Source organism: Shimia sp. CNT1-13L.2 (assembly GCF_024331145.1).
In the GTDB taxonomy this organism is placed as follows: Bacteria; Pseudomonadota; Alphaproteobacteria; order Rhodobacterales; family Rhodobacteraceae; genus Shimia.
On sequence record NZ_JANDJO010000004.1, the window covers coordinates 274,641 to 297,966 of the forward strand.

The 23,326-nt window shown below is 59.1% G+C and carries 23 protein-coding genes; 15 read left to right on the top strand and 8 right to left on the bottom strand.

Going from position 1 to position 23,326, the window contains the following annotated elements; genetic code table 11:
* Window positions 1-17: 17 nt before the first annotated feature.
* Complete coding sequence (locus NNA36_RS11115; protein WP_255107093.1) at window positions 18-836, top strand: sugar phosphate isomerase/epimerase; 819 nt, start codon at window positions 18-20, stop codon at window positions 834-836.
* A gap of 366 nt (window positions 837-1,202) precedes the next feature.
* Here NNA36_RS11115 and NNA36_RS11120 read toward each other — a convergent pair whose 3' ends face one another.
* Genes NNA36_RS11120 through NNA36_RS11130 form a run of 3 tightly spaced genes read right to left on the bottom strand, consistent with a single transcriptional unit; the run spans window position 1,203 to window position 3,574 of the window.
* Window positions 1,203-1,682 carry a thioesterase family protein gene (locus NNA36_RS11120; protein WP_255107094.1) on the bottom strand — a complete coding sequence of 160 codons (480 nt, stop codon included), beginning with the start codon at window positions 1,680-1,682 and terminating at the stop codon, window positions 1,203-1,205.
* Window positions 1,683-1,697: 15 nt separating this feature from the next.
* On the bottom strand, window positions 1,698-2,573 hold the full coding sequence (locus NNA36_RS11125) for an amidohydrolase (RefSeq protein WP_255107095.1): 876 nt from the start codon (window positions 2,571-2,573) through the stop codon (window positions 1,698-1,700).
* On the bottom strand, window positions 2,570-3,574 hold the full coding sequence (locus tag NNA36_RS11130; protein WP_255107242.1) for a nuclear transport factor 2 family protein: 1,005 nt from the start codon (window positions 3,572-3,574) through the stop codon (window positions 2,570-2,572). Before NNA36_RS11130 ends, NNA36_RS11125 begins: the two co-directional genes overlap by 4 nt.
* A 164-nt stretch (window positions 3,575-3,738) precedes the next feature.
* On the opposite strand from NNA36_RS11130, the gene NNA36_RS11135 reads away from it, so the two are divergent.
* From NNA36_RS11135 to NNA36_RS11200, 14 genes are all read left to right on the top strand, one after another.
* The gene (locus tag NNA36_RS11135) at window positions 3,739-4,788 is read left to right on the top strand and encodes an ABC transporter ATP-binding protein (protein ID WP_255107096.1); all 1,050 of its coding nucleotides are present in this window, start codon (window positions 3,739-3,741) and stop codon (window positions 4,786-4,788) included.
* An 86-nt stretch (window positions 4,789-4,874) separates the two neighbouring features.
* On the top strand, window positions 4,875-6,101 hold the full coding sequence (locus NNA36_RS11140; RefSeq protein WP_255107097.1) for an ABC transporter substrate-binding protein: 1,227 nt from the start codon (window positions 4,875-4,877) through the stop codon (window positions 6,099-6,101).
* Between the two features lie 68 nt (window positions 6,102-6,169).
* A complete protein-coding gene (locus NNA36_RS11145; protein WP_255107098.1) occupies window positions 6,170-7,198 on the top strand; it encodes a carbohydrate ABC transporter permease in 1,029 nt (342 codons plus the stop codon).
* 1 nt (window position 7,199) lies between these two features.
* Window positions 7,200-8,081 (top strand): carbohydrate ABC transporter permease, encoded by an 882-nt coding sequence (locus NNA36_RS11150; protein ID WP_255107099.1) that lies wholly within the window; start codon window positions 7,200-7,202, stop codon window positions 8,079-8,081.
* Between the two features lie 118 nt (window positions 8,082-8,199).
* Window positions 8,200-8,745, top strand: coding sequence for an ester cyclase (locus NNA36_RS11155; RefSeq protein WP_255107100.1), 546 nt, complete (start codon window positions 8,200-8,202; stop codon window positions 8,743-8,745).
* Window positions 8,742-10,070: a histidinol dehydrogenase gene (gene hisD, locus NNA36_RS11160; protein WP_255107101.1), complete on the top strand. Its 1,329-nt coding sequence runs from the start codon at window positions 8,742-8,744 to the stop codon at window positions 10,068-10,070. Before NNA36_RS11155 ends, hisD begins: the two co-directional genes overlap by 4 nt.
* Before the next feature lie 65 nt (window positions 10,071-10,135).
* Entirely contained in the window at window positions 10,136-11,185 is a 1,050-nt protein-coding gene (locus NNA36_RS11165; RefSeq protein WP_255107102.1) for an ester cyclase, read from the top strand.
* Entirely contained in the window at window positions 11,185-11,949 is a 765-nt protein-coding gene (locus tag NNA36_RS11170) for an SDR family NAD(P)-dependent oxidoreductase (RefSeq protein WP_255107103.1), read from the top strand. The genes NNA36_RS11165 and NNA36_RS11170 overlap by 1 nt, the downstream gene beginning before the upstream one ends.
* Entirely contained in the window at window positions 11,946-12,977 is a 1,032-nt protein-coding gene (locus tag NNA36_RS11175; protein ID WP_255107243.1) for a LacI family DNA-binding transcriptional regulator, read from the top strand. The genes NNA36_RS11170 and NNA36_RS11175 overlap by 4 nt, the downstream gene beginning before the upstream one ends.
* The gene (locus NNA36_RS11180; protein WP_255107104.1) at window positions 12,974-13,963 is read left to right on the top strand and encodes an ester cyclase; all 990 of its coding nucleotides are present in this window, start codon (window positions 12,974-12,976) and stop codon (window positions 13,961-13,963) included. Before NNA36_RS11175 ends, NNA36_RS11180 begins: the two co-directional genes overlap by 4 nt.
* Window positions 13,964-14,114: 151 nt before the next feature.
* Window positions 14,115-15,077 (top strand): cupin, encoded by a 963-nt coding sequence (locus tag NNA36_RS11185; RefSeq protein WP_255107105.1) that lies wholly within the window; start codon window positions 14,115-14,117, stop codon window positions 15,075-15,077.
* 128 nt (window positions 15,078-15,205) lie between these two features.
* A complete protein-coding gene (locus tag NNA36_RS11190) occupies window positions 15,206-16,339 on the top strand; it encodes a cobalamin-independent methionine synthase II family protein (RefSeq protein WP_255107244.1) in 1,134 nt (377 codons plus the stop codon).
* A complete protein-coding gene (locus tag NNA36_RS11195) occupies window positions 16,336-17,031 on the top strand; it encodes an alpha/beta fold hydrolase (protein WP_255107106.1) in 696 nt (231 codons plus the stop codon). Before NNA36_RS11190 ends, NNA36_RS11195 begins: the two co-directional genes overlap by 4 nt.
* Window positions 17,028-17,723 (top strand): RraA family protein, encoded by a 696-nt coding sequence (locus NNA36_RS11200; protein WP_255107107.1) that lies wholly within the window; start codon window positions 17,028-17,030, stop codon window positions 17,721-17,723. The genes NNA36_RS11195 and NNA36_RS11200 overlap by 4 nt, the downstream gene beginning before the upstream one ends.
* Before the next feature lie 191 nt (window positions 17,724-17,914).
* Here NNA36_RS11200 and NNA36_RS11205 read toward each other — a convergent pair whose 3' ends face one another.
* From NNA36_RS11205 to NNA36_RS11225, 5 genes are read right to left on the bottom strand one after another with little or no spacing between them, the layout of a single operon-like run.
* Complete coding sequence (locus NNA36_RS11205; RefSeq protein ID WP_255107108.1) at window positions 17,915-19,411, bottom strand: aldehyde dehydrogenase (NADP(+)); 1,497 nt, start codon at window positions 19,409-19,411, stop codon at window positions 17,915-17,917.
* Window positions 19,412-19,420: 9 nt separating this feature from the next.
* On the bottom strand, window positions 19,421-20,569 hold the full coding sequence (locus NNA36_RS11210; RefSeq protein ID WP_255107109.1) for a fumarylacetoacetate hydrolase family protein: 1,149 nt from the start codon (window positions 20,567-20,569) through the stop codon (window positions 19,421-19,423).
* Entirely contained in the window at window positions 20,566-21,348 is a 783-nt protein-coding gene (locus tag NNA36_RS11215; RefSeq protein ID WP_255107110.1) for an alpha/beta hydrolase, read from the bottom strand. The genes NNA36_RS11210 and NNA36_RS11215 overlap by 4 nt, the downstream gene beginning before the upstream one ends.
* A 2-nt stretch (window positions 21,349-21,350) precedes the next feature.
* Window positions 21,351-21,980, bottom strand: a complete 630-nt coding sequence (locus NNA36_RS11220) for a helix-turn-helix domain-containing protein (protein WP_255107111.1) — start codon at window positions 21,978-21,980, stop codon at window positions 21,351-21,353.
* A complete protein-coding gene (locus tag NNA36_RS11225; protein WP_255107112.1) occupies window positions 21,977-23,320 on the bottom strand; it encodes a substrate-binding domain-containing protein in 1,344 nt (447 codons plus the stop codon). The genes NNA36_RS11220 and NNA36_RS11225 overlap by 4 nt, the downstream gene beginning before the upstream one ends.
* Between the last annotated feature and the right edge of the window lie 6 nt (window positions 23,321-23,326).

Sequence of the window (23,326 nt, forward strand, 5' to 3'; positions counted from 1 at the left end):
TTTCCCAGGAGATAATAATGGCGGACCTTCCCATCGTCGGAGCAGCCCTAACCCTGGACGGGTTTGACGCCCTTCGTGACGAGATGTTCGATCATGATCGTGATCTGGAACTTCAGGATTTTCACAACCCTCTGGTTCTGGACAGCGATTTTGCCCCCCTGGTCGATCGCGCAAAGCGGGCGCTGGACGGGTATCGCGGACGGCATGGTATTCACGGCCCCTTCTGGGATCTGCCGCTGGCGACATGGGATCCGATGATCCGCAAGGTGATCCATGACCGAATGTTCAAGGCGCTCGAGATCTGCGAAACGCTGGGCAGCAGCCATATGGTGGTGCACAGCCCCTATCTGGAATGGGACCATCGCAACATCATGCACTATCCCAACGCCAAAGAGAGCATCTTTGAGCGGTTTCAAACAACCATGGCCCCGGTTGTGGCGCGCGCCGAAGATACGGGTGTCACGCTGGTGCTTGAAAACATCAGCGATATTGATCCGCATTTCCGGGTCGAACTGGCCGCAAGCCTTGGGTCTGATGCGCTGCAGGTCTCGGTTGATACGGGCCATGCCCATTATGCCCACGGCGCATGTGGTGCGCCCCCCGTTGATTACTATGTCAAGGCGGCCGGAAACGCGTTGCAGCATGTGCATTTGCAGGATGCCGACGGATATGCTGACCGACATTGGGCCTTGGGCGACGGCAGTATTCGTTGGCAATCCGTGTTTGACGCCCTCGCGTGTCTTCAGAGCACGCCACGCCTCATCATCGAAGTTCATGTGCCAAACGGAGTGGAACGATCCATCGCATACCTAAGAAAATCCGGGCTTGCTTGCTAGAGCAGTCTTCAGATTGGTTAGACATGCTGCAGTCCACGCCATCGGCTGCTTTCGTCAAGGCAACGTATCGGATTTAGCGGTGCTCTGAGGTTGGCTCTCGGCCGGGGGCCGCTGCTTGGTCAGCCCCCTTCCGTTCTATTTGGTTTGCTCCGTTTTCACTCTAGGCACTTTGTGGCTGTTTGCTTGCCCACCGGCAAAATGTGAACTTGGTTTCGCCGTCGGTACTTCTCGCCCGAAGTTCTGATTTCTCCCTGCCTGAAGTTCTGTTCCGGCTGGATTCCGTTGGCAATGGGGCAAATTATTGTGCTTTGGCAGGTGACGTTCGCCGCGGGTCAAGTCTTTGCCTGGATGATCGTCCAGATTCGTTCAGTCGTTGCCCAGTTTTGGCGATCCCAACTTGATGCTTCGGGATCGGAAGCTCAAATCATTCGGACAGGATACCTGCGCCGATGCCAGACGTTCCGCAATCTCGATTGGCATGGCTACCGCATGTGGCGCAGGGTGCTGATCGACGTGCAACTCCATCGTCTCGCCTATGGCGACCGCTTCGCCACCTTCCCGCATTGTCAGGTACAAGTGAAACCGCTTGTCGTCACTGTCGAGGACCACCGTTTCGACCCGAAGCTTTGCACCTTCCTTGACTTCCCTCAGGAAGTACTTGTGGTCCTCAAGCAGATAGATCGTGCAGCCTGTGCTTTTGCGATAGGTTTCGTCAAACCCGATCTCGTTCTGCAGGGCATCGACGGCATAGCTGAAGATCAGCCCATAATATGCGTCCTGCATATGCCCATTATAGTCGATCCATTCGGGAATGACGGTGGTCTCGTAGAAAAAGGTTTCGCTCATGGTTTGGTCCTGACGTCACAGGGCATAGAATCTTGCGGCCGTATCGTGAAACACCTTGCCGTACATATCGTCGGGGACGATCTCACGGTGCGCCCGCACCAGCGTGGCATAGTCGGAATAGAGACTGTCGACCGGAAAGTTCGATCCGAACATGCAGCGATCCGGGCCGAACTGCTCAAGGCATGTCTCAATGATCGGTCGGAAATCCTCCACTTCCCAGTCATGCTGGAACATCCCCAGACCGGACAGCTTGCAGGTGATCTGCGGCAAGTCTGACAAACAGTGCAACTGCGCGGCCCAACCGGCGAGGCCGCTGGCAGAGCGATCATGGGGGCTGCCGGCATGGCACAGGGCAACCTTGATGTCTGGCGCTTGCTCCAGAACCAAGGCCATCTTTTCCATCAACTCGGGGATCAGTTGCAGATCAAAGGACAGGCCCCGCTGCCCTGCTTGGCGCAGGCCTTCGACAAAGCGCGGATTATCCAGCAAATCATTGGTGCCGGTCACGGCGTCTTCGCCGGGAGCCCGCCCGACGATCTGGCGAACACCGCGCACTGTCGACAGGGCCTGAAAATCATCCAGCCGCGCCCCAAGGTCGGGCGCAGTCAGATCGCAGAACACCACCTGTGCCATGGGCCAATCCGGATTGGCGTCGGCAACCGCCTGCACCCACGATGCCTCTTGCAAACCGTCCTCGGCCCCGACTTGGATATGAACCGAAGCAGCAAAGCCCTCGGGTTCTGCATCGCTTCGGAAATCGCGCAGAAGATAGTTCTTTTGGATTGCGGTCGGATCGCCAAAGAACCGTTCCACGCCCTTGGCCATCAGCCATGGATAGGTCACCGCGGAGAGATCCCAAAGGTGGTGGTGTGCGTCGATCCAGCCGTTCATGTCTGTGGCACCTCTTGCATACGGGCCAGGATATCGACGCCCTGCTGTTTCCAGAAATGCAGCAGGTCGATGAAGATCCAATTTTCGGCAAGCTTGTCGCCCTCGCGGCGGTAGATGTCGATGACCCGAAACTCTCCCGGCTTGTCAGTTGCGGGCATACCCATGAAACCGCCGCAGGGAATGGCCGTGAAGTTGGGCCAGCCAAAAAAGCCGCCATAGTGACCTTCGGCCAAGCGGCAGATATGTCCCGTCGCCGAGCGGTCCTTGAACCCGGCGCGAAAAGGGCCTGAGTGCTGTTTGGCGTATCGTTCGATCGTGTAGGTCGAACCGATGCCGGCCGGTCCCCACCAGATCATGTCGTCGTGCCAGCTTCGGGCAAGCTCTTCTTCCAGCGGCAGGCCAAGGTTCCATTGGCCAAGATCTGAGACCATGGCATTGATGGCTGCCAGGGTCTTTTCCCCCTCCTCCAAAGGTTGGGCGTCAAACATCAGCCCGTCATGCGTCATCGGTCCGGGCTGCACGAGATGTGCGGCGGTTTGTGGCGGAAACGGTTGTAGCCCGGCCTGCATCATCAGGTGAGGGATGTCGAAGTACATCGCCGTCTCTTTGATCATGTCACCTTCTACCCGGTGGAAGGCGCAGTAGCGGAGAAAAGCCATCTTGCGCGTGGCGCGTATGCCAAGCCAGTCAGCATCGAACAGGCCCATCAGATGCCCCATCGACACCACCCAGACTCCGCCCGGATCGGCATACATATTCTGGCCAGCCATAAAAATGTCCATGCGGCGCTGCATGCGCGTCAAACTCTGCCGAAGAGGCTGCCAGAACTGAGTTGCGACGGCCTCTGGCCCGGCCATTTCGTTGAAGGGGTGAAACCCCCGCCAGATCAGGGTCGAGTCGCAATATTGCGCCACCACAGCAGGAATATCGGCCACCTCGGCACCATCCAGCGCAGCATAAAACGCGCGTACCAGAGATTTTTCTTTTTGCGTATCGCTCATAATTTTCCGCCATTTTTCAGCGACTTGAAGAAAGTTTAGCGGCATTCGACTCGCCGCTGCCAAAACAACATTGCATACGTTTGCAAAAATGTCTTGCCAGAAATGATGCGGCTAAAATAAGGTTTTTGCAAACGTATGCATTTCGATTCCGCTTGGGGGGACACATGGCCGAGATTCAACTTCGCAACGTTGGAAAACGTTGGGGATCGTTTGTGGGGGTCGACAATTTCGACCTGACCATCGCCGACAAGGAGTTCCTTGTGCTGCTCGGGCCGTCAGGTTGCGGCAAGACTACAACCATGCGGATGATCGCGGGTTTGGAAGATGCCTCTGAGGGCGACATCATGATCGACGGGCAGCGGGTGAATGACATGGAGCCCAAAGATCGCGACGTGGCGATGGTGTTCCAGTCTTACGCGCTCTATCCCAACATGAACGTCTACGAGAACATCCGCTTTCCGCTGAAAGTACGGGGTATCGACCCCAAGACCCACGACGAAAAGGTGCGGCGGGCCTCGGCGATGGTGGAGCTGGATGACTTCCTGCACCGCAAACCCGCCGAGCTGTCGGGCGGTCAACGTCAGCGTGTGGCCCTGGCCCGTGCAATCGTGCGCGAGCCCAACGTCTTCCTGATGGACGAGCCACTGTCGAACCTTGATGCCAAGCTGCGTGTTTCGACACGCGCCCAGATCAAGAACCTCAGCCACGAACTTGCGGTCACCACGATCTACGTGACACACGACCAGATCGAAGCCATGACCCTGGCCGACCGTGTCGTGATCATGAAACAGGGTGTTGTTCAGCAGGTCGGCACCCCGGTCGACATCTACGACACCCCCGCCAATACCTTTGTCGCCAGCTTTATCGGCAACCCGGCGATGAACCTTCTGGACGGCGAAGTGAAAGACGGCATCTTCCGCGCTCAGAATACCGAAGTAACCGGCCTTAACGCGCCGGACGGCAAAATCACCCTGGGCTTCCGCGCCGAAGATGCCAACGTGGTGGACGCCGGCGGCGAGATCAACGCACCGATCTATACCCAGGAGCTCTTGGGCGACAGCACTATGGTTTCGGTGCGTATCGGCGGCGCGCTTGTGTCCGTAAAGGCGGACAAGGCCTATCGCGCCGAGATCGACGACATGGTTTCGATCCACATCCACACAGATCACTGCCACCTGTTCGACGCAGAAACAGGAGCACGACTCGAGGTTTAACCCTCGCTCTACGACCCCGGTCACGGGGCATCACCCCGGGTGCAGTCTTCGAAGGTGCACCCAAGTCTTCATAGGGAGGAACACTGATGTTCTTGAAGAAAATTGCCTTGGCGGGGTCCATTGCCGCCTTCGCCGCGACAGCAGGGCAGGCTTGCGAAATCAACGCGCGGGTCAGCATCGTTGGCAACGAATTTGCCGCGATCCAAGCCGTTGGCGCAGCGGCACAGGAATGCACCGGCGCGCCGGTAACGTCGAACCTGACCTCTGAGCACCAGACCATCAACGTTGCGGGCATGTCGGGCAACCCGGCGGAATACACCACCGCGATCATCGCCAACAGCTCGTTGGTTGCGTTGATGAACGAAGATGTGGTGCGCCCTCTGAATGACCTTGTTGAAAAACACGGTGACGGGCTTCAGAAAAGCCAGCTTATCAAGATCGGCGACGACATCATGGCCGTCGCCTTCATGGCAAACGCACAGCATCTGATGTTCCGCAAGGACATCCTCGAACAAGCTGGTGTTGAGGTTCCGACAACCTACGAAGAAATGCTGGAAGTGGCTCAGGCCATTCGCGAGCAGGGTATTCTTCAGAACCCGGTTGGCGGCGCCTACAAGGCTGGCTGGAACCTGGCACAGGAATTCAACAACATGTTCCTCGGCTATGGCGGCACCCACTTCAAGCCCGGCACCGCTGAGCCCAACATCAACACCGAAGCGGGTGTCAACGCGCTAAAGATGATGAAGGCCCTGTCGGAATACATGAACCCCGACTTCCTGACCCACGATTCTAACGCCACCAACGCCGAATACCGCGCCGGCAACGTTGCGATCATGAATATGTGGGGGTCACGCGCCTCGCAACAGACCTCAACCGAAGGCGTTCTGGACGAAGTCAAAAACGGTCATGCGATTGCAGCGCCTCTGACCGTTGGCGGTGGTTCCATTCCGGCCTCGACGCTGTGGTGGGACGGCTGGACCGTTGGCAAAAATGTTTCGGATGAAGAAGCCGAAGCAACCTTCCTCGCCATGAAACACGGCATCCGCTCGGACATGCTGAACGACGAAACCAGCCCGCTGGCCGTCTGGCTGATTGATGGCTACAAGCCGACCGCCGACGCGCAGGGCGTGTTTGCAGCCGCCCAAATGGGCACGCTGCCCTATCCGATGCTGCCTTACATGGGCCTGATGCACAGCGCCCTCGGCAACGAACTGGCGGACTTCATGCAAGGCAAGGAAAGCGCCGAACAGGCCCTGGCCGACGTTGAGGCCGCCTACCGCGCCGCTGCCATCGAAAAAGGCTTCCTCCAGTAAGAAGCCCCTGCGCGGGCGGCTGATACGCTTGGCCGTCCGCACGCACACTTTCACACCGGGAAAACGCCATGCGCCACAAGACATTCCTCTGGTTCTTCCTGCCCACAGGGCTTGCGATGCTGCTGTTCATTGCATTGCCAATCGTCTCGGTAGTGACACAGTCAATTTTTGCGCCGCACCCTGCGGTTCTGATCGAAGTAGAAAGCTGCACACCTCTGGTAGGCTGCACCACGGAAACGACGGTTGACCAAGAGGCCACCGCTGCGCTGCGTGCGGAAAAACCGCTCGGCCGTTTTGTGGGGCTCGACATCTATTTCGACCGCGGGCACCTTGCGATCTCTGAGATGAAAGAGAGCTGGGCCAAGGCGGACAGCCTTGGGGAATTTGTCTCTGAACTGGGCAATCTGCCGTTCTATCGCGCGATGGCCTTCACGTTGACCTTTGTTGCCGTTGTCACACCGCTGACCATTGTCCTTGGATTGATCATCGCGCTGGCAATCAACTCGCTGCATCACCACCTCAAGGGGTTGATGATCTTCTTCTCGCTTTTGCCGATGATCGTGACACCTCTGATTGGCTCACTCATCCTGTTCTGGATGGTCGATAGCCGCGGGGTGATTGGTTCGGCCCTGGTCGCCATGGCCGGAGACCCCGACTTCAGCCTCAAGGCTTCGACCGGGCTGATGTGGGTGGCCCTGATGGTCTATGGAGTCTGGCACGCTGCGCCCTTTGCCTTTGTGGTGTTCTATGCCGGCCTGCAAACCCTGCCGGGCGACCAGCTGGAAGCCGCCCAGATTGACGGCGCCACCCGCTGGCAGCAGGTCAAATACGTGGTTGTCCCGCATCTCATGCCGCTGGTGACCTTCGTGGCGCTGATCCAGCTGATGGACAACTTCAAGGTCTTTGAACCGATCATCGGTTTCAATGCCACAGCCCATGCCCAATCACTCAGCTCGTTCATCTACAACGACCTCAGCGGTGAAACGCGTCAGCTGTCCTCAGCCGCCGCAACCTCCGTGATCACGATTATCGGGGTCGCCATTCTTCTGTCGCCTGTGCTTGTCCGCACATGGCGCGACTTCAAAGGAGCACGCTAACATGGCCAGCCGCGCACAAAGAATGCCCGCGAGCCTTCGGGTCGCTTCCTCCCTCTTCGTCCTTTTTTGGTTCATCCTCGCCGCCTTTCCATTCGTCTGGACGCTCTGGGGATCGTTCAAGGTCGAGCTTGATTTCTTCTCGATCGCCGACTGGACCAACGCCCTGACCGGCGAACGAACCGAGGCGGTCTATGGCTCGCCCTTTACCACCACGGGCTATGAGGGGGCCTGGATCAAAGAGGAGTTCTGGCGCAACGTACTGAACACGGGCATCGTCTGCTTCTTCGTGGTCACCATCTCACTGACCATCGGCACGCTTGGCGGCTATGCCCTGTCGCGCTCGACCTACAACTACACGTTCTGGCTCTTGATCACTGCGCTGATCTTCCGCGCCATGCCGCCGATTACCCTTGTGTCGGGTTACCTGTTGCCGTTCTTTGAATGGAACGTCTGGGGCATTCTGCCGACCACCATCATCGTGCTCGTGGCGATCAACCAGCCCTTTACCCTGTGGATGCTGCATTCCTTCTTCAAGAACATCCCTTCCGAGCTGGACGAAAGCGCCAAGGTCGACGGCTGCAACCAGTTCCAGGCCTTCCGCCGCGTGATTATCCCGGTCATGTGGCCAGGCGTGATCACCACGGGTCTGTTCTCGTTCCTGCTAGCCTACAATGACTTTGCGGTAGGGGCGATGCTGCTCTCGGAAAGCAACCGGACCATGGTTCCAGCCATCAACGCTTTCCTCGGCACGACCCAGACCGAAGGCAACGTGATGTTCGCCGTTGCGGCTGTGGTCTCAGCCACCGCGCCGCTGTTCATCCTAGTGATGTTCTTCCAGCGCCAGATCGTCGGTGGTCTGACCGCCGGTGCCGTCAAAGGATAAAATTCGCGCGGCTTCGCGCGATGCCCCAAAACTCCCTCCGAGGGTCATTTGCCGACGCAAATCTCCTCTGCACGTCACAGGTGACTCTCGGGCCAAGACACAAAAGGAAAGACAAAAAATGAAAGGCTCTCGCCCCGAACAGGCCGTGCTGACGCGCGACACGGACATGAGCAAGACCGATGAGACCCGTCGCGTAATCGAAACAATGGTCGACGGTCTCAACGATCACCGTATCGACGACATTGGCGAGTTCTTCAGCCAGGGATTCCGCTGGCTAGGCAATCAGGGCTGCGGCACGAAAACCGGCCTGAAAGAGTTCCAGGACAACTGGCAACGCCCCTTCCAGGCAGCCTTTTCGGACAAAACCTGCATCGACGAAGCCCGCCTTTACATGGGCGAATGGGCAGCCGCCTTTGGCCGCCAGGAAGCCACCCACTCGGGTGAGTTCCTCGGTATCGCCCCCACCGGCAAGCGCGTCGAAATCCGCTACATGGATTTCTGGAAAGTTGTCGACGGCAAGATCGTGGACAACTGGGTGAATGTCGATTTTCCCCATGTCGCCGCACAGCTTGGCGTAGATCTCTTCAACGGCGAAGGCTGGGAAGCCTATGACCGTGGCGAAAAACAAGCCCCCCGTCCCGACAACCAAGGATCAGCACAATGACGATTGAGTATCTGAAACGCGGCAAACCCGAAGCGGATCGTGCCGAGGACGACGCCAAGACCCGTGCGGTTGTCGAAGCGACGCTGAAAGACATCGAAACCCGCGGCGACACCGCAGTGCGCGAATTGTCGGAAAAGTTCGACAACTACAGCCCCGAGAGCTTTCGCCTGTCGCAAGCACAGATTGACGAACTGATCGGCCAGCTGACCGACCGCGAGCTGGAAGACATAAAGTTCGCTCAAGCCCAGGTGCGCAACTTTGCCCAAGCGCAGCGCGACTCGATGCTGGACATCGAAGTTGAAACCCTGCCCGGTGTGATCCTTGGCCACAAGAACATCCCCGTGCAATCCGTGGGCTGCTACATTCCCGGCGGTAAATTCCCCATGGTCGCCTCGGCGCATATGTCGGTTGCCACCGCCTCGGTCGCCGGGGTGCCGCGCATCATCGCCTGCACCCCGCCGTTCGAAGGCAAGCCCAACGCGGCCGTGATCGCCGCGATGCACCTGGGCGGCGCGCATGAAATCTATGTCATGGGTGGCATTCAGGCCATCGGCGCCATGGCATTGGGGACCGAGACCATCGAACCCGTTCACATGCTGGTCGGCCCGGGCAACGCATTCGTGGCCGAAGCCAAGCGTCAGCTTTTTGGCCGGGTTGGTATCGACCTCTTTGCAGGTCCGACCGAGACCATGGTCATCGCGGATGACACCGTGGACGCCGAAATGTGCGCCACTGATCTTCTGGGTCAGGCAGAGCATGGCTACAACAGCCCCTGCGTTCTGCTCACCAACTCGCGCAAACTGGCAGAAGAAACCCTTTCCGAAGTGGACCGCATCCTCGACATCCTGCCAACCGCTGGCACCGCCCGCGTCAGCTGGGAGGAATATGGCGAGGTGATCCTGTGTGACACATATGACGAGATGCTTCAGGTCGCCGACGACATCGCCTCCGAGCACGTGCAGGTGATGACCGACCGTGACGACTGGTTCCTTGAGAACATGACCTGCTACGGCGCGCTGTTCCTTGGCCCTCGTACCAACGTCTCGAACGGTGACAAGGTAATCGGCACCAACCACACCCTGCCCACCAAAAAGGCTGGCCGCTACACCGGTGGTCTCTGGGTTGGCAAGTACCTGAAAACCCACAGCTACCAGAAGGTTCTGACCGATGAAGCGGCGACGCTGATCGGTGAATACGGTTCGCGTCTGTGTATGCTCGAGGGCTTTGTCGGCCACGCTGAACAGTGCAACGTACGGGTGCGTCGGTACGGTGGTATCAACGTACCTTATGGCGAGGCCGCGCCTTATCGCGACGCTGCCGAGTAAGGCAAGATCATGCCGTGGGGGTCTCCCCCACGGAACTCCCCGAAGTACCTCTGAAAAGATGAAACATGGACAGACCTTCCGCACATAAAGCCCTGATCGCACCCTTGCGGAGTGCCATGTATGACTTTGAAGAAACGACCGTACGCGCGGCCTTGGCTTCGGCTGCCGCGCCCGATGCTGTGTTTCGGCTGTCCGCGCCGATTGGCGACAGCATTGGCGCGGATACCTACTATGACGCGGCCTATGTCGACCTTCTGACCGCATGGCCGGACCTTGAGCGTCGGGACTACATCGTTGTCGCGGGGCAGGACGAACATGGGCTCGATTGGGTGGGATGTGGTGGTTACTACACCGGCACCTTCCTGGCCCCTTGGCTGGATATTCCCCCGACAGGCCATCAGGTCACCATGCGGTTTCACGAGTTTTATCGCATCGAAAATGACAAGATCGTCGAAATGCAGGCGATCTGGGACATCTCCGAGGTCATGGTTCAGGCCAACGCCTGGCCGCTGGCACCGTCGCTTGGGCGTGAAGGCCTGGTGCCCGGCCCTGCAACACAGGATGGGCTTGTGCCCGGACCTTATGATGTCGAGACCTCCGAGGCCTCCTGCAAGCTGGTGATCGACATGCTGACCCATCTGGTCAAACACCCCACCAAGGGCGGCCCAGAGGTAATGGAGCCGCACCGGTTCTGGCACCCGCGAATGAACTGGTATGGCCCGTCCGGTATCGGTACCGCGCGCGGATTTGCAGGCTTCCGACACTGGCACCAGATCCCATTTCTTGCCGCCATGCCTGACCGCGGACAGCACGACGAAGACCTGACCTTCCACTTCTTCGGAGACGGTGCCTATGTCTCTGTGACCGGCTGGCCCAACATGGCCCAATCGGTAAGCCAAGGCGGCTGGATGGGCATTGCGCCTACTGGCAAGAAAATCACCCTCAAGTCGCTGGATTTCTGGCGCGTTGAAAACGGGTTTATCCGTGAAAACTGGGTTTTGGTCGACCTAATCGATGTCTATTCTCAGCTGGGCGTAGACGTCTTTGCCCGTCTGCGTGAATTCAACAAGGCCCGCAATATGGGGCCGATCCCCCTGCCCGATGGAATGAGCTGATGACAGACCTGCCCCGCACCCCTTCCCTTTCTCTGACCGGCAAGACCGCGCTGGTGACCGGCGCCTCTTCGGGCATCGGTCAGGGCTGTGCCGTCGCGCTGGCCGAGGCTGGCGCCCATGTGGTCTGCGCCGCACGCGGGGTGGAACGGTTGCAGGACACCGTCACGACCATGACGGCAGCGGGTTGGTCGGCAGAAGCCGTGCAACTCGATCAGGGCGATCTTGGTGCGCTGAAAATGCTAGTCGATGCCCGCGCCTTTGACATCGTGGTGAACTCTGCAGGCCTCGCCCGCCACGGCCCCGCGATGGACACCACACCTGAAGATTTCGACGCGGTCACAGACGTCAACCTGCGGTCAGCCTATTTTCTGTCGGCCTATGCGGCCAAGGCGATGATAGCGGCGGGCAAGCCCGGCTCGATCATCCATATCTCCTCGCAGATGGGGCACGTTGGCGGCGTTGATCGCGCGCTTTATTGCGCCACCAAACACGGGCTCGAAGGCATGGTCAAAGCCATGGCAATCGAATGGGGCAAATCGCGCATCCGCATCAACACGGTCTGCCCGACCTTCATCCGCACCCCCCTCACCCAATCCACCTTCGACAACCCCGAACGTGCCGCTTGGATCATGGAAAAGATCAAGCTCGATCGTGTGGGAGAAGTCGAGGACATCATGGGCGCCGTCCTTTACCTTGCCTCGGACGCCTCGGGCCTTGTGACCGGCACCTCAATGCTGATTGACGGTGGATGGACGGCAGACTGATGGCGGACAAGATCACATCCCTGCAAGTGGCCGAACTGGCCGGCGTCTCGCAATCAGCGGTCAGCCGCGTCTTCACCCCCGGCGCTTCCGTGTCGGCCAAAACACGCGAAAAGGTCCGCAAGGCAGCAGAGGAACTGGGCTATCGCCCCAACGTCCTGGCCCGCGCAATGGTCTCTGGAAAAAGCCGTATCATCGGTCTCGTGGTCGCCTACCTCGAAAACCAGTTCTATCCGGTGGCAATCGAAAAACTATCCAACAGCTTGCAGGAACACGGCTATCACGTGCTGATCTTCATGGCAGCGCAAACTTCGGGTAACATAGACGACGTGCTCGAGGAAATCCTCGACTACCAGGTCGACGGTATCGTCATGGCCTCGGTCGCCATGTCCTCGAACGTTGCTTCGCGCTGCCAGCAGGCGGGCATTCCCATCGTGCTGTTCAACCGCTCTCAGGACATGGACGGCATCACCTCGGTCGCCACCGACAACTACGCCGGAGGCCGCAAGGTCGCCGAGTTCCTAATCGCGGGCGGACACAAGAAAATCAGTTATGTTGCCGGGTGGGAGGGCGCCTCGACCCAGCGCGACCGCGAGGCCGGCTTCCGCGCGGCCCTGCAGGACGCCGGACATGACCTCCACTCCCGCGCCGTTGGCGATTTCCACACCGAAACCGCTCGTGAAGCCGCACGAGAACTGTTCGACAAACCCGCTGCAGACCGTCCCGACGCCGTCTTCGTGGCAAACGACCACATGGCCCTTGCCGTGATGGACGTCCTCCGCTTCGACCTGAACCTGAAAATCCCCGAGGACGTCTCGGTCGTGGGCTTCGACGATGTGCCGCCTGCAGGCTGGCCCGCCTATGACCTGACAACCCTTCGCCAAAGGTCCAACATGATGGTTCAGGAAACAGTGTCCGCCCTGCTTGACCACATCAACCAACCGGCCGCCGTGGTGCCCCGCAAAATCGCTATCGACGGGCCGCTTGTTGTGCGCGGCTCTGCCAAAACCCCTGAAGGATACGACCAATGAACGGCTTTGACCCCAAATTCCGTGATTTTCCCGACTACATCATCGGCATCACCAAGGAAATCTGGGAAGACCGCGGCATTGCCACGCTGCATGAGTACTATAGCAAAGATATCGTCGTACGCTCGCCCGGTTCGGTGGTTCTGGGCAACCAGAACGTCATCGGTGCCACCATGGCAACGCTTGCCGAATTTCCTGATCGCGAACTACTGGGCGAAGACGTGATCTGGTCCGGCACCCCGGAAGAGGGCATGTTGTCGAGCCACCGTATCATCTCGACCGCGACCCATTCGGGTGACGGCGTCTACGGCAAGGCAACCGGCACCAAGCTTCAGTACCGTATTCTCGCCGACTGCCATGCGAGGAACAACGCCATCGACGACGAATGGCTTATCCGCGATCAGGGTGCCATCGTGCGCCAGATGGGCTGGGATCCGGCTGACTATGCGCGCGACCTGATCACCCGCGAAGGCGGGCCGGAAGCCTGCATCAAACCGCTGACACCGAGCACTGATCAACCCGGACCCTACACGGGTACCGGCAATGACAATGAATGGGGCCAGCGTCACGCCGACATTCTGACCCGCATCATGAATGCAGACATGGGTGTGATCGAGGCAGAGTACGACCGCGCAGCACAGACCGAGTACCCCGGCGGCGTCACGGGGCACGGCTGGGCGCCTGTGGATCGCTTTTGGATGGGCCTGCGCGCCTCTTTCCCCAATGCAAAGTTCACCATTCATCACCAGATCGGTCGCGAAGACCCGCAGATGCCGCCTCGCTCGGCCATTCGCTGGAGCCTTTGGGGCAAGCATGACGGCTGGGGCGCTTTCGGCGCACCTACCGGTGCCGAGGTCTATGTGCTCGGCATCAGCCACGCCGAATTTGGTCAGTTGATCGGTGGCGAAACCAAGCTGCGCCGCGAATGGACCCTGTTTGATGAAACATCGGTTCAAAAACAGGTCCTGCTGCAAACCGGCAATCTCTAAGTGTTCGCTGGTCCTTCATATCTTGACGCCAGCCAGGCAGCACGACGCTTCCATGCGCACCGCGCCTCCTTGCGCGCGCGCCGTTTGAACAACCGGCCTCCCGGGCTCGGGGTTTGATCCCACCAAACCCCAATCCCAAAGGAGAAAAGTCATGAGCACTATTCAATCCCGCATCGTCCGCTACGGCGAACTCAAACCCTGCAAAACAGCCTTTATCGACGCGCACACCCCGGGTTCGGACCAAAAGGAAAACTTTACCATCATCGGTGGCGGCGTGTCCGAAAGCCCCGACCAGCACGTCCATATCACCGACAAGATCGGCTTCAACATCGGCGCGGCAGGCCAGCCGCCCAAATGCCGCAACAGCCTGCACAGCCACACCACCGCCGAAGTCTTCTTCGTCGCCAAGGGCCGCTGGCGTTTCTTCTGGGGTCTGCACGGCACCGCTGGTGAATTCGTTGCCGAGGAGGGAGACATATTCAACATCCCCACCGGCATCTTCCGCGGCTTTGAAAATATAGGCACCGACTATGGTATGATCATGTCGATGCTGGGGGGTGACGACGCAGGTGGCGGCGTGACCTGGGCGCCCCACGTGATCGAAGACGCTCAGGCCCACGGTCTGATGCTGGGCGACAACGGCGTGCTCTACGACAGCAAGAAGGGCGAAGAGCTGCCCCACAACGTGCGCCCCATGCCTCTCCTGACCGAAGAAGAGCTGAAAGCCTATCCCGAGGTGCCCGTGGACGCGGTGATCGGCACCTATGTGGCCCGCTATTGGGATCTGATGGCGCTGGGTGCCAACAAGCCCGCCAAGGTGATCGGCGAGAATGGCATCATCAAGGACAAGCCGGGTTTTGAGGTTGATTTCCTCACCCGTGGCTCGGCCGTGACCGAGGCTGTGGTGGTCGACAAGCCCGTCGTTCTGATGCCGATGCGCGGCTATTGGACAATCCGCATCAACGATGTCGAGGTCACGCTCTCAAACGGCGACACCGCACTGGTGTTGCCGGGCGAAAGCTACAGCGCGCAGCCCTCGATGACGGGTGAGGCCAGCCTCTACCGCATCACCACCACCGATGACCCCGCCGGGGCTACTTGGATCGGTGCATGACAGATGAGTTCGGGACCGGGCCGCGCAAGAGTGGCCCGGTCAACCAAGTCGGCGAGCGGGCTGCTAAAAACGCACCGACGCGATGCCGACGTAATACCGACGCGATACAGACAGGGAGAAATGCCACCATGACCAAGATCACAACAAGCCATGTGGGTTCACTGCCACGCACGCAAGAGGTGGTGGATTTCATCTTCGCACGCGAAAATGAAAAGCCCTACGACCCTGCCGCCTTCGACGCTTGCATGACAGCTGCTGTCTCGGAAACCGTTAAAAAACAAGTGGATGCAGGCGTCGACATTGTCAGCGACGGGGAAACCTCGAAGATCTCCTACGCCACCTACGTCAAGGACCGCTACACCGGTTTTTCCGGCGACAGCCCCCGCAACGCGCCCGCCGACCTCAAGATGTTCCCCGGCTTCCTGCAACGCCTCGCCGACGACGGCGGCACCCCCCAATACGCCCGCCCCATGTGCACCGGTGAAGTCCGCTCCAAGGGGCAGGATGAATTGCTCAAGGATATCAACAACCTGAAAACAGCGATGGCACAGCACGGCGCCGAGCGCGGGTTCATGAACGCGGCGTCTCCCGGCGTGATTTCGCTCTTTCTTCAGAACGAATACTACCCCAATCGCGAGACCTATCTCGCCGCGCTGGCGGATGCTATGAAGGAAGAATACGAAACCATCATCGCCAACGGTCTGGATCTGCAACTTGATTGTCCCGATCTCGCGCTGTCGCGTCATATGTTGTTTACCGATCTGAGTGATGATGAGTTCCTGAACATCGCGAACATGCACGTCGAAGCGTTGAACCACGCACTGCGCGATGTCCCGCAAGACCGTGTTCGCGTCCATATTTGCTGGGGTAACTACGAAGGCCCCCATTGCTGCGACATACCCATGGACAAGGTGTTTTCTACACTGATGTCGACCAAGGCGCGTTACGTACTGTTTGAGACCTCGAACCCACGCCATGCCCATGAGTGGACCGTTTTTCGCGATCGGAAGTCGGAGATCCCAGACGACAAGATCCTTGTGCCAGGTGTTGTCGACACAACCACCAACTTTGTTGAACACCCCGAGCTGGTCGCTCAGCGCATCGAGCGTTTCACCGGGATTGTTGGCGCGGATCGCGTTATCGCAGGCAGTGACTGCGGCTTTGGCACCTTTGCCGGCTTCGGCGCGGTCGACCCTGACATCGCCTACGCCAAACTCGCCGCCCTCTCCGAAGGTGCAGCCCTCGCGAGCAGTCGCCAGTGACCCCGCTTCTCCTCCTCCCGGGCATGATGTGCGACGCCCGCCTCTTTGGCCCCCAGATCGACGCCCTCTCTGGCTCCAGACCTCTGATGACCGTACCTATGAATCGTCACGAGACGATGCAGGAACTGGCTGCCGATGTCCTCGCCTACGCCCCGGCAAGGTTTGCCATGGCGGGCCTCTCGATGGGCGGTATTCTCGCAATGGAGGTTCTGCGTCAGGCACCGGACCGCGTTTCCGGCCTCGCCTTGCTCGACACCAACCCCAAGGCTGAAACGGATGCCGTCAAAACCCGCCGGACACCCCAGATTGCGGCCGCGCTTTCGGGTGATCTGCGGCGCGTGATGCGCGACGAGATGAAGCCCAACTACCTCGCGGACGGTGACAACACCGGGGCTATTCTCGACCTGTGCATGGCTATGGCGATGGATCTGGGGCCAGAGGTTTTTGTGCGCCAATCCAAAGCGTTGCGTGATCGCCCAGATCAACAGGACACGCTGCGTACCTTCAAGGGACCTGCGCTGGTGCTTTGCGGTCAGGAAGACTCGCTCTGCCCTCTGGAGCGTCATGAATTGATGCACGCCCTCATGCCGCAGAGCCGCTTCGCAGTTATTTCTGGCGCTGGCCACCTGCCGACCCTTGAACAACCCGACCTGACAACCACGGCCCTCATGGGCTGGCTGGAGACCCTATGACACCTTCCCTGCTGAAACTCCTGCAATCCGTCGATACGCCCACCGTCTGCAATGCCATCGAAGTGGCCCAAGGCAAACGCGGCTTCAACGATTTCACCCGCGGCACAATGCTGTGTTCGGCACCAGAAGAGCCTGCCATTGTCGGTTATGCCCGCACCGCCAAAATCGCCGCCGTAAACCCGCCGACTGAAGCCCCCGATGTGATCCGCGCCCGCCGTATGGCCTACTACAAGTACATGTCCGAGGGTGCCTCGCCGTCTGTCGCCGTAGTCGAAGACCTCGACTACCCAGACGCCATCGGGGCCTATTGGGGCGAGATCAACACCACTGTTCACAAGGGGTTTGGCATGTCAGGTGCGCTGACCAATGGTGTAATGCGTGATCTTGGCGACCTGCCCGAAGGTTTCCCGGTCGTCGCAGGTTCGATCGGTCCCAGCCACGGTTTTGTCCATGTCCGGGAAATCGATACGCAAGTCGACATATTTGGAATGTCCGTAGCCCCAGGCGACCTGATCCACGCCGACAGGCATGGCGCATTGGTCATTCCCCCCGAAGTCATCGACACTCTCGAAGCGGCAATTAAAAAACTGCTCGAAACCGAAAAGCTGGTCCTGGAACCCGCTCGCTCGGAGGGTTTTGATTTCGAAGCTTTTGAGAAGGCATGGACCGTATTCGAGGCCTCACGAACCTAGCTCGAACCACTTACGCGCATACAGGTAGCATGCGACGTCCATAGTCACACGCCTGATATACCTCAGTTTCTTGCGATGGATCGCCAGAGCTTACCGGTGCTTTTTAGTTAGGCGCAGAAACGAAGGCTCCCCAACCTACTTTGGCGAAGCAGAACAGAGAGCTGCTCCGCTTCGCCGTTTTGCATTGCAGACTAGAAAGCCAAGCAAACGTCTTCGGGCAGGTTCTGATAGCAGACAGGTCGCAAGAACCTGCGAATGGACAGGGTACCTACGCTGGTCGCGCCAAAGTTTGTCGAGGCGGGGTACGGGCCGCCATGGACCATGCTGTCCGCAACCTCAACTCCTGTAGGGAAACCGTTAAAGAGCACCCGCCCAGCCTTACGCTCCAGCACTGGAAGCAGGGTGGTTGCAAGGGCTGCATCACCAGCGTCCATTTGCACGGTTGCCGTCAACTGTCCCTCAAAACTCTTGGCGAGATCAACAAAGTCAACCGGGTCATTGACCAGAACCGCGATCCCCATCGGGCCAAAAACCTCGTGGGCGAGATTGGGATTGGCGCGGAAGGTCTCGGCCGAAACAACATGGAACGCGGCGCGCGATTGACGTCCTTCAGCCGTTTCCGCAACCTTGGTTGTGACGCCCTCGGTCGCGGCGATCTGGCTTTGGCCGCTGTGATAGGCCAGCGCGATCCCATCGGTCAGCATGGTCTGTTCGCCAGCCGCGTTCAGCGCGTCGGTTGCCGCGTCAATAAATGCGTCAGCGCCTTCACCTGCAGGTAGCAGAACCAGCCCTGGATTGGTACAGAACTGACCAGCTCCCATCATCAGTGACCCAGCCCAGCCCGCACCGATCTCGGCACCACGCGCGGCCAGCGCGTCGGGAAGGACGAACATCGGATTGACCGAGCCGAGCTCGCCGAAGAAGGGAATGGGTTCGGGGCGCGCAGCGCAGAGATCGAACAGCGCACGGCCACCACCCAGAGAGCCGGTAAAGCCAACGGCCTTGATGAATGGGTGCTGGACCAGCGTAGTGCCGACCACGCGTCCACCGCCCTGCACGAACGAGAAGACGCCCGGATGCAGGTTACAGGCCTGACGTGCGGCGTCCACGGCTTCTGCCACGATTTCGCCGGTTCCGGGATGGGCGGTATGGCCCTTGACCACAACCGGACAACCAGCGGCCAGCGCCGCTGCAGTGTCGCCACCCGCGGTCGAGAACGCCAACGGGAAGTTCGACGCGCCGAAAACCGCAACGGGGCCGATCGGGCGTTGCGCCATCTTCAGATCTGGGCGCGGCAGAGGCTGACGGTCTGGCAGAGCCGGATCGTGGCGTAGGTCAAGATAGTCGCCTTTGCGGATATGGTCTGCAAACAAGCGCAGCTGACCAGTGGTTCGACCACGCTCGCCTTCAAGCCGGGCCGCAGGCAGACCCGTTTCGGCGCTGCCTATTTCGGTAATCTGTGTGCCACGGGCCTCGATTTCGTCGGCAATGCGATCAAGGAACGCAGCGCGTTCCTCACGCGTGGTATAGCCGTAGGACCAGAAAGCCTCTTCTGCGGCGACACAGGCCTGATCGACCAGATCGGCAGTGCCCGTCGAATAGGTTCGGGGCGTTCCCGTAGCAGGGGCGGACAGGAATTCTCCTTCGCCGGCGAGCCATTCACCGGCAATCAAACTGTTTCCGTTCATCGTGTTTCCTTAAATCAAATCGCGCGAGGCGAGGTTTTTCATCAATGCACTCGTACCAAACACCCAAGGCGGGCATTCCGTGGACAGGCGCACTGTGTTCTGGAGGCGTCCCAGAGAGGGATTCGAGATCGAGACCACATCGCCCATCTTGTGCGTAAAGCCGCCGCCAGGGGTGTCGCGGTCCTGCGTCGGGGCAAACAGCGTGCCCAGCATCAGAAAGAAGCCATCGGGGTACTGGTGGTGCGGGCCACGGGCCTGTTTCACCAAGTCGGCCGGATCGCGGCTGATTTCGGACATCGAGCTGGCCCCATCGAGAACAAAGCCGTCCTCGCCCTGGACCCGCAGGGTCAGTTCAGCCTCGCGCACATCATCAAGGCCAAAGCTCTCGTCAAACAGACGCAACATCGGACCAATTGCGCAGGATGCGTTGTTGTCCTTGGCCTTGCCCAGCAGGAGCGCAGAGCGTCCTTCGACATCACGCAGGTTTACGTCATTTCCCAGCGTCGCGCCCTTGATTGTTCCTTTGCTGTCCACCGCAAGGACGATTTCCGGCTCGGGATTGTTCCAGGTCGAAATTGGATGCAAGCCAATGCTGGCTCCGCCACCCACAGGAGACATCGCCTGGGCCTTTGTGAAGACCTCGGCGTCCGGACCGATCCCAACTTCAAGGTATTGCGACCAAACGTCTTCGGCAATCAGCGCGTCTTTCAACTCCATCGCCTTTTGCGAGCCCGGAACCACGGCACGGAGGCTATCACCAAGGATAGCGGTACAGCGTTCGCGGATAGTGTCGGCCTTGGCAGGATCACCCTTGGCTTTTTCTTCGATCACCCTTTCCAGCATAGAAGACACAAAGGTCACGCCGCACGCTTTGACCGGTTGCAGGTCGCTAGGGGCCAGGAAGTGGGGCTTTTCCGGGTCCGGGGTTTCGGTGGAGTTGGCAGCGATGTCTGCGAGCGCACCAATGTCTTCGCCTTCAACGGTCTGCACAACCACGGCTGGATTGGCGACCTCAAGCAGGGCTTGCATGGTCGGAAAACGGGTCGATGTGACGTCAATCAGCCGGTCGCCGCGACGTAAAACCAAAGCGGGGCCGTTCACATCGGGCCGCCAAACGCGGCCGACAAAGGTTCCGTGTTCGGGAAGGTCAGGTGTCATTCTTCTGGTTCCAGTTCGAAAAGGGACGACATTAGCGCATCACTTTGCGCACAGGCCGCCCAGGTCAGGGACATATGGTTTTCGTTGTCGATCACATGCCAAGCGGCGTTTTCCGGCAGGGACATCAAGGCACCGCCGCGCAGATATTCATGCGTTTCTCCGCCGCCATTCACATAAAGAACCGGCGGACGCTTCTCGTCCGGGCCAAGGCTGAAGGTGGCAATCTCGCCCTGTGTCAGTTGCAGTTCCTCTTGCAAAAAGGACAGCGCGACCGGAGCAAGATCATAGACCCCGCTGAGCGCGATAGTACCCTTTGTGCGTTTGGCGATTTCAGGGTCCCGCAAAGCGGAGAGTGCCAGATGGGCACCAGCAGAATGCCCGATCAGAACAAGCTGTGAGGCCGGAAAGCGCCCGATCAGAAGGCTTAGCGCAGCAACGGTATCAGCAACCACATCTCCCAAACGCACGTCAGGCATGAGCCGGTATTCGATATTGGCGACGAACGCGCCATGATGCTGGAAAGCAGGGATCATGAAGCGATGGCTTTCCGCCTCGAGCGCGCGCCAATATCCGCCATGCAGGATCACCGGGAGGATGGCATCAGAGCCACTGCCCTCGGTCCACTCTACCCATTGACGTGGATGGGCTCCATAGGTCTCACGGTGAAACTTATGCTGCTCAGAAACGACCCCGCTGTCCGAAGCCATACGCGTGACGAACGCTGCAAATTCCGGTAAAATCTCGGAAAACTTGAACTGACTGTTCCAGAATTTTTGCATTGTTACCGGCCTTCAAGTGCTTCGGTGATTTGCTGAGAGGCGCTTTCAAGAGATTGGATCAGTTGGTCTGTCGCACCCCAGCCGGGTTGCAAGATCAGTCCAAGCACGACCAAGGATTCGCGGGTTGAACTTACCGGTGCCAAAAGCGTGCCTGTGCGTCGTACCACCTGTTCGTTCTGAGATCTCAAAACGGTTTCCTCTGGGCGGCCGATGCTCAGATTCGGAATGCTCTCAAACCCATAGAACGGTTGCAGATTGGTGCCGCGCGTTTCCCGACCAACGGAATACGGCCCCATGTGAAGATCGAGGTCCCGCACAATGGCGAGAAAGGCCGTATGTTGCGTCGCCTGTCTTAGGCGCAAAAGAATTGGCTGGCTGAGAGGCGCGACATTTCCTAGCCCGAACCCGCTGAACCCCGTCCGAATGGCGCTGTTGCCAGCGAGGTAGGTGCCTGCAGGGTTACGGCGCAGAAAACCTTCCGCTTCAAGGGCGGCCACGTGACGATAGCCCGAAGACGATGGGATTCCGGCAGCCTGAATCAATCCAGCGGGAGTTGCGTGGGGTGCCTTGTCCGGTGCGTGGATCAGGGCATCAAAAAGTTCGACAGCGCGTGAATATGCTGAATGTGTCATGAAGCGTTCCTTTTTGATGAAGGTTTGGGGGCGCGAAGAGCTGGGCCTTGGGAAAGAACTGTCTCATTGCCAAGATCCCAAGCGACATGCCGTTCTGCCCAGATGTCGGCCTTGACCGATGCGGTTTCACATCCGCGCGGCAATACAATCCGGACAGGTTCCTCAACGCGCTGCGGCAACGTGCTTCCGCCCAGTACGTCCAGCGCAATTTCGAGTGCCCGAGCGCCCATGCTTGCGGGATAGTCCAGTGCAGCCATGGGCACCTTGTGGTGCAGGCACAGCTTGTACATCTCGTTGAGATCACCACCAGTGTGGGCCGGAATGCTACCCCCACCGTCGATGAAACGACGCAGCGAACCCACGCCCTGCAAACCGCTATCGCACCAAACTCCGTCAGGCGTTCTACGCGCTTCGTCCAGCAGCTTGTCCATCACCCTGTAACCACTGCCTTCGGTCCAATCCGTGTAGCTTACATTCTCGACCCGGATTCCTGGAAACTCGGAAAACACGGCGAGCGCGGCCTGTTGGCGGCGTAGAGCGGGGCTTGCCCCTTCCAGCCCGCTAAGCATCCAGACCCGCCCTCTGCCCTTTAGCTGTTCCGCCAACCATAACGCGCTGATACGGCCGATACGGTGATCCGATGCGGTGACGAAGGATACAAGCGAGGAGCGATCGTTTGGCCGTCTGTCGACTGCTACGATGGGCAGGCCTTCGTCGGCCAGATAGTTCAGTCGTTCGCCAAGCGCAGTGTCGTTCACTGACGTGATCGAAATCAGCAGGAGATCAATGCCTTCCCGCACCAGTTCGTCAATCTGGTGGAGCTGCAACTCCGGATCATCCTGCGCATCGCGTACAAGGAACTCGCCGATCTGCGCCTGAGAGATTTTCTCGGCGTAGTACATGCTTTGCAGCATGGCGCGACGCCAAGCATTGGTAGTGGACGCGTTGGAAAAGCCAATGCGATAGGGTGCCCTCCTTCGGAACCTACTGGCATCAACTGTCCGGACCAGCCGGGGATCCCATTCGAGGTCAGGCATGGCCAACTCCAGTTTGCTGCGGCTAATCGGGGTTGCGGCCAACGTTCTGGCATCCTGATACTCCGGCACTTCCAACGCGGCAAAAACAAGGCCACATGCCTTTGGGCCAAGGCGCAGAGATCCGTGATCAAACCTTTCTAGCCACCCCGCCGAAACCATTGCCCGCAGCAGTCCGAACCCTGTGGATCGGGTCACCCCGAGGTCTTCTAGAATATCATGTGTCCGGCGCGGCGTATTGTTCGCGTCAAACCCTTTCAGGATTGTCGCGATGCGCTGAACGTTTGATTTTTGATCCTTGGACATCGGGGA

What these genes read in the sequence shown, in the direction of transcription:
- NNA36_RS11115 (WP_255107093.1), top strand. Translation starts at nt 18, where the DNA reads ATGGCGGACCTTCCCATCGTCGGAGCAGCCCTAACCCTGGACGGGTTT.
- NNA36_RS11120 (WP_255107094.1), bottom strand. Translation starts at nt 1,682, where the DNA reads ATGAGCGAAACCTTTTTCTACGAGACCACCGTCATTCCCGAATGGATC.
- NNA36_RS11125 (WP_255107095.1), bottom strand. Translation starts at nt 2,573, where the DNA reads ATGAACGGCTGGATCGACGCACACCACCACCTTTGGGATCTCTCCGCG.
- NNA36_RS11130 (WP_255107242.1), bottom strand. Translation starts at nt 3,574, where the DNA reads ATGAGCGATACGCAAAAAGAAAAATCTCTGGTACGCGCGTTTTATGCT.
- NNA36_RS11135 (WP_255107096.1), top strand. Translation starts at nt 3,739, where the DNA reads ATGGCCGAGATTCAACTTCGCAACGTTGGAAAACGTTGGGGATCGTTT.
- NNA36_RS11140 (WP_255107097.1), top strand. Translation starts at nt 4,875, where the DNA reads ATGTTCTTGAAGAAAATTGCCTTGGCGGGGTCCATTGCCGCCTTCGCC.
- NNA36_RS11145 (WP_255107098.1), top strand. Translation starts at nt 6,170, where the DNA reads ATGCGCCACAAGACATTCCTCTGGTTCTTCCTGCCCACAGGGCTTGCG.
- NNA36_RS11150 (WP_255107099.1), top strand. Translation starts at nt 7,200, where the DNA reads ATGGCCAGCCGCGCACAAAGAATGCCCGCGAGCCTTCGGGTCGCTTCC.
- NNA36_RS11155 (WP_255107100.1), top strand. Translation starts at nt 8,200, where the DNA reads ATGAAAGGCTCTCGCCCCGAACAGGCCGTGCTGACGCGCGACACGGAC.
- hisD (WP_255107101.1), top strand. Translation starts at nt 8,742, where the DNA reads ATGACGATTGAGTATCTGAAACGCGGCAAACCCGAAGCGGATCGTGCC.
- NNA36_RS11165 (WP_255107102.1), top strand. Translation starts at nt 10,136, where the DNA reads ATGGACAGACCTTCCGCACATAAAGCCCTGATCGCACCCTTGCGGAGT.
- NNA36_RS11170 (WP_255107103.1), top strand. Translation starts at nt 11,185, where the DNA reads ATGACAGACCTGCCCCGCACCCCTTCCCTTTCTCTGACCGGCAAGACC.
- NNA36_RS11180 (WP_255107104.1), top strand. Translation starts at nt 12,974, where the DNA reads ATGAACGGCTTTGACCCCAAATTCCGTGATTTTCCCGACTACATCATC.
- NNA36_RS11185 (WP_255107105.1), top strand. Translation starts at nt 14,115, where the DNA reads ATGAGCACTATTCAATCCCGCATCGTCCGCTACGGCGAACTCAAACCC.
- NNA36_RS11190 (WP_255107244.1), top strand. Translation starts at nt 15,206, where the DNA reads ATGACCAAGATCACAACAAGCCATGTGGGTTCACTGCCACGCACGCAA.
- NNA36_RS11200 (WP_255107107.1), top strand. Translation starts at nt 17,028, where the DNA reads ATGACACCTTCCCTGCTGAAACTCCTGCAATCCGTCGATACGCCCACC.
- NNA36_RS11205 (WP_255107108.1), bottom strand. Translation starts at nt 19,411, where the DNA reads ATGAACGGAAACAGTTTGATTGCCGGTGAATGGCTCGCCGGCGAAGGA.
- NNA36_RS11210 (WP_255107109.1), bottom strand. Translation starts at nt 20,569, where the DNA reads ATGACACCTGACCTTCCCGAACACGGAACCTTTGTCGGCCGCGTTTGG.
- NNA36_RS11215 (WP_255107110.1), bottom strand. Translation starts at nt 21,348, where the DNA reads ATGCAAAAATTCTGGAACAGTCAGTTCAAGTTTTCCGAGATTTTACCG.
- NNA36_RS11220 (WP_255107111.1), bottom strand. Translation starts at nt 21,980, where the DNA reads ATGACACATTCAGCATATTCACGCGCTGTCGAACTTTTTGATGCCCTG.
- NNA36_RS11225 (WP_255107112.1), bottom strand. Translation starts at nt 23,320, where the DNA reads ATGTCCAAGGATCAAAAATCAAACGTTCAGCGCATCGCGACAATCCTG.